The sequence below is a fragment of the Mesorhizobium sp. M7A.F.Ca.CA.003.01.2.1 genome, from assembly GCF_003998945.1.
Lineage (GTDB): Bacteria > Pseudomonadota > Alphaproteobacteria > Rhizobiales > Rhizobiaceae > Mesorhizobium > Mesorhizobium ciceri.
Genome location: NZ_RZRA01000273.1, coordinates 1 through 6,060, shown reverse-complemented (window position 1 = coordinate 6,060; position 6,060 = coordinate 1). Strand labels below are relative to the sequence as shown.

Genomic DNA, 6,060 nt, shown 5'->3' with positions numbered 1-6,060 from the left:
GTCTTCCTCGTCTCCTTCTCGATCGCGCAGATCTCGCATGCGCCGGGCGGACTCGGCGTGTTCGAGGTGGTGTTCCTCGCCGGCCTGTCGGACATGGATCCGGTCGGCGTGCTGGCGGCGCTGCTGGTGTTCCGGCTGTTCTACCTGATCGTCCCGCTGATTCTGGGCCTGGGCATCGTGCTGTTCTTCGAACGCTCGCAGTTCAGCCGGACGGAGCCTTGAGGCGTGGAATAGGACTGGGCGCCGCGCGCCGGCATCTGCAGTGTGGCGTCCTGTCGAAACGTGCCATTGACGCACAGAGCAGGCTTGACTATTTTCCGCTGGCGGCTACAAGGCAGCGCTCACAGCGGCTTGCCCGCTCGGCCCGCACGGTTTTCACGTTTATCGTGATATTCAAGATCGTGCCTGCTGGGGAATAGGTTAACGGTAGACCCACGGACTCTGACTCCGTTAGTCCTGGTTCGAATCCAGGTTCCCCAGCCACTCCTCTTCTCTCGATCAAAACAATCACCAACGCTCATCATCGTGAAATGCTCCCTGGCGACCACCTGACGGGATTCCAGCTATGGTGGGTTGCGGCGGGGTGACATTTATAGGATCGTCAAAGGATCGAAATTATCGAAGGAAGAACGGAATGCGCGCTTTGGTCTTCATCGGATTTCTGATGTTCGTTACTTTCTTGGTTGGCTGCACGACAGACAAGGGGAATGCCAGTCAAACCCAGACTGCGGAAGACAAGGCGCAGTGTACCGGCTTTGGTTTTAAACAAGGCACGGATGCTTTTGCCAATTGCATGATGAAGCTTTCGTCGCAGCGACAAGGCCAACAGCCCCAAGATCACGATGCACTCCTTCGCCGGTATAAGTCCTTAAGTATGGCTCGGCGCGGTGATGATCGGTATCCTGTATGCAGCGCCTCCGACATGGACAATGAACTCGATACTTCGGCAAATAAATGGATTGGCCCCAATTGCCAGATGGCACCAGATTAAGCGAGTGGAGTGCTGTACCAGCGACCCCGTCGAACGCGCCAAGCGTGAAATTCAAGACACCGCCGCAACACCAGTCGATCCAACGAGCCGGCATATTTATTCCGGCGTTCGCCGCATCGCGCGCCGTGTCGTCACTTACCCTGCCTTCCTGTAGGCCGCTTCGGCTGCGTGATTTCCTTCGATGAAGCCGAGGCCGATTCCGGTCGCGCTCCACTCCCGGCACCCGGCCTCTGCTACATCGAGGAGCATGGAGCAAACGCGTAATGGTCAGTGACAGCCGATTCCTTCTCGAACGCATCAGCCAAGGCTGCGTGACGCTCTCCGACGACGAATTCGTCATCGACAGGCTGGTCAAGTATTTCGGCAATGGCAGGATCCGCTGGCACGTCGAATTCCGCGGGCATCGCATCGAGCTGACGACAGGCCAGCTTAAGAAGCAGCCGACCTTCCGCAGGAAAATGCTCGAACAGACAGGGGTGCTGCCGCCCCAGCGTGCCGGGACCAACTACAGGCGATGGGCAGTCGATCTGAGGAAGAATGCCGTCGAGCTTCCTTGGCGGGATAGGCCGGTGGATAGCGGCTTCGCCATCGACAGGCTCGCCAGCCACGGCGACGGGCGCTGGACGGTCGAATATCAAGGCAAGACCATCAAATTCACGACGACGAAACTCCGCAGGCAGGTGAGTTTCCGCAAACGCATGCTGGCCAAGGCCAAGGTGCTGCCGCCCGAGTTGACCCCGGCTGCCTATCGGAAGTGGATGGACTGGCTCATTCAAAACGCCACCGAGGCTGCTCCGCAGGCCGGCGATGCCTTGATGACCGAGAAAAGCTGGCTTGACGACCTGCCTGAGCTAGCCGGCTGGCAAAATGAAACGGTGCCCGAAGAGACCGGCTAAGGGCGGCGATAGTCTCCAATGCAAGCAGCGATGGCACTCGTTGCGTTTGCCATGCCTGCCAGTTTCGGCACACATTGATGGCGAAGGAGTCTGACCAGAGCTGGCTCGCTGGCAATCAGAATTGAAATGAGACGACATGGACCGCTTCGACCTCGGCACCTACCGCCGCCCCATCTCCACTCGCTCGACAGAAACCCAGCGTTGGTTCGATATTGGCCTTAACTGGTGCTACGGCTTCAACCATGAGGAAGGCATCAAGTGTTTTGAGAAGGCGCTGGAGACGGATCCTCACTGCGCGATGGTTCACTGGGGCATCGCCTATGCCGCTGGACCTTTCTACAATCTGACCTGGAAGGAGCATGGCGAGGCCGAGGCCGACAGCGCGACCAAACGCTGCTTCGAGCATGTCCAACTGGCCAGGGCCAATGCGGCTTCCGCCAGTGAGATCGAGAAGCGGCTGATCGAGGCGCTGGCCGCCCGCTTCCAGAAGCCACACCGGGTGAGCCTGGAGGAATTCGAACGTTGGGATGACGCCTATGCCGCCGCGATGCGGCTTGTGTATCGGGACTTTCCCGATGACCATGATGTGATGGCACTGCTGGTCGAAGCACTGATGATGCGCACGGTGCGGCGGCTGTGGAACCTCAAGACCGGCGCGCCGGCGCCGAATTCCGATGTCGTCGAGGCGCTCGACGTCTGCGAGCGGTCGATCCGGCTTGCCGATGAGGCCGGCGCAGCACAACATCCGGCGATCGTCCACCTGCACATCCATCTCCTGGAAATGTCCACCATGCCGGAGCGCGGCATGCGGTCAGCGGATCTGCTCGGCGAGATGTGCCCCGATGCCGGGCATATGAACCACATGCCGGGGCACATCTATGTGCTGTGCGGCGAGTATGAGAAAGCAAAACGCGCCAGCGAAAAGGCGGTGCGCGCCAACGACCTCTATCTCGCCTATGCCGACGAGCCGACCTATTATTTGCTCGGCTGCTGCCACGATCTGCATCTGATGATGTTCACCTGCATGTTGTCGGGCCAGCACCAGTCTGCACTGTGGGCCGCCGACAGGGTGCGCAGCCTGGTCGCGCGCGACGTGGTCGCCATCCAGGGCCGGCCAAAGCTCACGCAGACGGTGGAAGGCTACCATGCGATGAAATCGCATGTGCAGGTGCGCTTCGGCCGCTGGCAGGAGATCATCGACGAACCGATCACCGAGGAGCCGGGCCTCTATGTGCTGACGGCGGCCATGCAGCGCTACGCCAAGGGTGTGGCGCATGCGACGCTCAAGCATTTCGCTGAGGCTGAACGTGAGCGCGAAGAGCTCCATCGGCATCTGAAAGGCATTGCGCCCGAGCGGCGCTTCCTCAGCAACCCGGCGCAAGCTTCGCTGGCTGTCGGTGCCGCCCTGCCTGTGCAGGACGAGCGCGCAGCAAGGCTGCTGTCACTGACGCGAAGTCTGCCTGTCGCCACTGTTGCGGCCGATCGGCTAGAGCAATTCCAGGAAAAGTGTGAAACGGTTTTCCGTCCGGAATTGCGTCAAAACAAGGAGTTAGAGCGGGTCGCCGTCTCCGTGAAACGGTGAACTGCTTTAGCCAAACAAATTGTCGGCCAGATCGTCGTTGGCGGTGGAAACCTCGCCGCCCGGGTATGTCACCTGCCGATCAGCCAAGGCTCCATGCTGCGTCGTCCCACGCCTTCGATCAGCACGGAGCAGTCTATCTCATCGTGAAGTTGGGCGTTTGGGTCAGACGAAAGCCAGGAAGCATAGGAGCGAAGCTGCTTGAGCCTGGCTGTTTTCTCAAGCCGTGCCTGGCGCTCATCCTCGGCTGGTTGAGCCGGTCCTTTGTTCTTCTGGGCAGGAAATTGCATCCTGGCTCTCCTCGGTCACCGAGCCTGTGGAGACGGACTCAATCGGGCGTTGGCCCGTTGTCGCTCCGGTCTCTGCGGTTCTGAAGCCAACACATGCGCTGACGGGAGTCGCCATTCATCTTGATGATGGCGGACCCTTATCAACAATGCACCCGCGCCACCGCCGGGTGCTCCTGGTCCGGGTTCACTGCGCGCACGGCACTCGGCAGTCGGACGCAACTGCAGGAAATGGAACCAGATCGGCCGTGCGACGTCATAGAAGCAGGTGCCCATACGGGAGTGTGACCTCCATGATCAGGCTCGTTCTTGTCGCGGTCGCCATGCTCGTCATCGCATGCGATGCAACGGCGGCGGCAAAACTGGACGCGGCCGCCGTCAACAACGCCCAATTTGACGGCAGCGAAGCGAAAGGCGTCAGTGCGACCGTGCTGAAGGCGCAAATCCTCCTGGATCGTGCACGCTTCTCGCCAGGCCTGATCGATGGCCGCAAGGCAGAGAACTTCACCCGGGCAGTCAGTGCGTTCCAAGCGGCCAACGGATTGCCTGCCGACGGCAAGCTCACCCGCGAGACATGGGACAAGCTGGTCGCGACCTCCTCGCGCCCCGCGATTGAGACCTACGATTTGACACGCAAGGATGTGCATGGGCCGTTCACCAGGCGAATTCCGGCGCGCATGGAGAGGATGGCCCGCCTGCCCAGGCTGGCCTACCACAATGCCCTGGAAAAGATGGCGGAGCGCTTCCACATCAGCGAGCAACTGCTTGAACGGCTCAATCCCGGCATCGGCTTCAGGAGGGCGGGGCAAAAGCTGCTCGTGCCAGCTGTCACCCGAGGTGATCCGCCGCAAGACATCGCGAGCGTCGAGGTCGACAAGAGCGCTCGCCAGGTTCGGGTGCTTGACCCTTCCGGCAAAGTGCTTGCGACGTACCCCGCCTCGATCGGAAGTCAGGAGAAGCCCGCGCCGAGTGGCCAGGCGGAGGTCAAACGCGTGGTGCACCACCCAGCCTATCATTACGATCCCGAGTTTGCCTTCAAGGGAGTGAGGAGCAAGCGCCCCTTCACGATCGCTGCCGGGCCAAACAATCCGGTGGGATCGGTCTGGATCGACTTGTCCATCGATAGCTACGGCATTCACGGGACTCCGGACCCAGGCAAGATCGGAAAGACCTTCTCGCATGGTTGCATCAGGCTGACCAACTGGGATGCCGAAGACCTCGCCTCCGAAGTGCAAAAAGGCACAAAGGTCGTCTTCAAGGACGAAGCGGCAGGATCGGTCGAACAGGGATCGCAGTAGGTAGGCGATACGGCCTACCCACTTTCGACCGTGCGACTAGTCACACGGTCGTGTGACTGGCGTCGCCGAGGGCGTGGAGCGGCCCTTTACCCCAGCCACTTCTCGTAGTCGGACACCAGCAGATGGATCGGGGCAACGTCTTCGTCGATGTTGGAAAAACGGCCGATCGGTTCGCGAAACACATTGTCGGTGAGATCGTCGTTGACGGTCGAGACCTCGCCGATCAGCACATCCTTGCCCTCGGCCCAAAAGGCATGCCAGACGCCGGGCAGCAGCGTGACGCTTTGGCCCGGGTCGAGCTTCAGGAGCCCGCCCGCAGGCAGCCTGTGGATGGTTCCGTCGACCGGCACCGAAACCTCGGCCTTGGGATCGATGCCGCCGTCGCGGTCATGCATGAACAGTTCCAGCACCAGCTTGCCGCCGCCACGGTTGATGATGTCCTCGGCCTTGACGTTGTGGCGATGCATCGGCGACAGCTGGTCCTTGCGCGAGATCATGATTTTCTCGGCATAGAGCATGCCCATGCCCTTCTTCATGTCCTCGTAGCGGCCGTTGCGAACGGTGAACAGGAACAGGCCGAGCTCCTTGAACTTCTCCTGACCGTAATCGGTGATGTCCCAGCCGAGCCGCGAGGTAAACACGGCCGCGGAGTCGGCCTGGCGCGCCTTCGCCTCCTGCGGCGACCAATAGGCGAAGGGCGGCATGATGTAGCCGAACGAGCGGATGAAAGCGTCGGCTTCGCGGATGATGTCGTTGATGGCGGAGCGCTTCATGATCATGATCCCTTCGTATCGATTTGTCTGGCAAATCGCATAGCCGAACGTCGATGCGGTGTCGATCCATCTCGCCGCCCTGCCCGGTCTTGCGCTTAGGCGCATGGACCACAGATCCGCTTCGCTGGCCGCGTGACATCGCGGATTTTCAGGGCCATAAAACCCGCGGATTCCTCATGGGGTGAAAGATGATGCCGACCGTCCACGACCTCGATACGCCGTCGATTCTCATCGAC

6 protein-coding genes, 1 tRNA gene and 1 pseudogene are annotated in these 6,060 nt (G+C 60.6%); 6 read left to right on the top strand and 2 right to left on the bottom strand.

Annotated elements, in window-relative coordinates; translation table 11 throughout:
• From EN969_RS13455 to EN969_RS13435, 5 genes and pseudogenes are all read left to right on the top strand, one after another.
• Positions 1–222: pseudogene (locus EN969_RS13455) on the top strand (UPF0104 family protein); the annotation flags it as partial.
• A gap of 187 nt (positions 223–409) precedes the next feature.
• A tRNA-Gln gene (locus EN969_RS13450) sits at positions 410–483 on the top strand.
• A 151-nt stretch (positions 484–634) separates the two neighbouring features.
• Positions 635–991, top strand: coding sequence for a hypothetical protein (locus tag EN969_RS13445; protein WP_024505762.1), 357 nt, complete (start codon positions 635–637; stop codon positions 989–991).
• 263 nt (positions 992–1,254) lie between these two features.
• Positions 1,255–1,887 carry a hypothetical protein gene (locus EN969_RS13440; RefSeq protein WP_063167747.1) on the top strand — a complete coding sequence of 211 codons (633 nt, stop codon included), beginning with the start codon at positions 1,255–1,257 and terminating at the stop codon, positions 1,885–1,887.
• A gap of 136 nt (positions 1,888–2,023) precedes the next feature.
• Entirely contained in the window at positions 2,024–3,469 is a 1,446-nt protein-coding gene (locus EN969_RS13435) for a hypothetical protein (RefSeq protein ID WP_244514292.1), read from the top strand.
• A gap of 68 nt (positions 3,470–3,537) precedes the next feature.
• Here EN969_RS13435 and EN969_RS13430 read toward each other — a convergent pair whose 3' ends face one another.
• On the bottom strand, positions 3,538–3,756 hold the full coding sequence (locus tag EN969_RS13430) for a hypothetical protein (protein ID WP_013532292.1): 219 nt from the start codon (positions 3,754–3,756) through the stop codon (positions 3,538–3,540).
• Between the two features lie 320 nt (positions 3,757–4,076).
• Here EN969_RS13430 and EN969_RS13425 point away from each other — a divergent pair, with 320 nt between their 5' ends.
• Entirely contained in the window at positions 4,077–5,051 is a 975-nt protein-coding gene (locus tag EN969_RS13425) for a L,D-transpeptidase (RefSeq protein ID WP_335919097.1), read from the top strand.
• Positions 5,052–5,137: 86 nt separating this feature from the next.
• On the opposite strand, the gene EN969_RS13420 is transcribed toward EN969_RS13425, so the two are convergent.
• Positions 5,138–5,824, bottom strand: a complete 687-nt coding sequence (locus EN969_RS13420) for a D-lyxose/D-mannose family sugar isomerase (RefSeq protein ID WP_063170203.1) — start codon at positions 5,822–5,824, stop codon at positions 5,138–5,140.
• Positions 5,825–6,060: the final 236 nt, after the last annotated feature.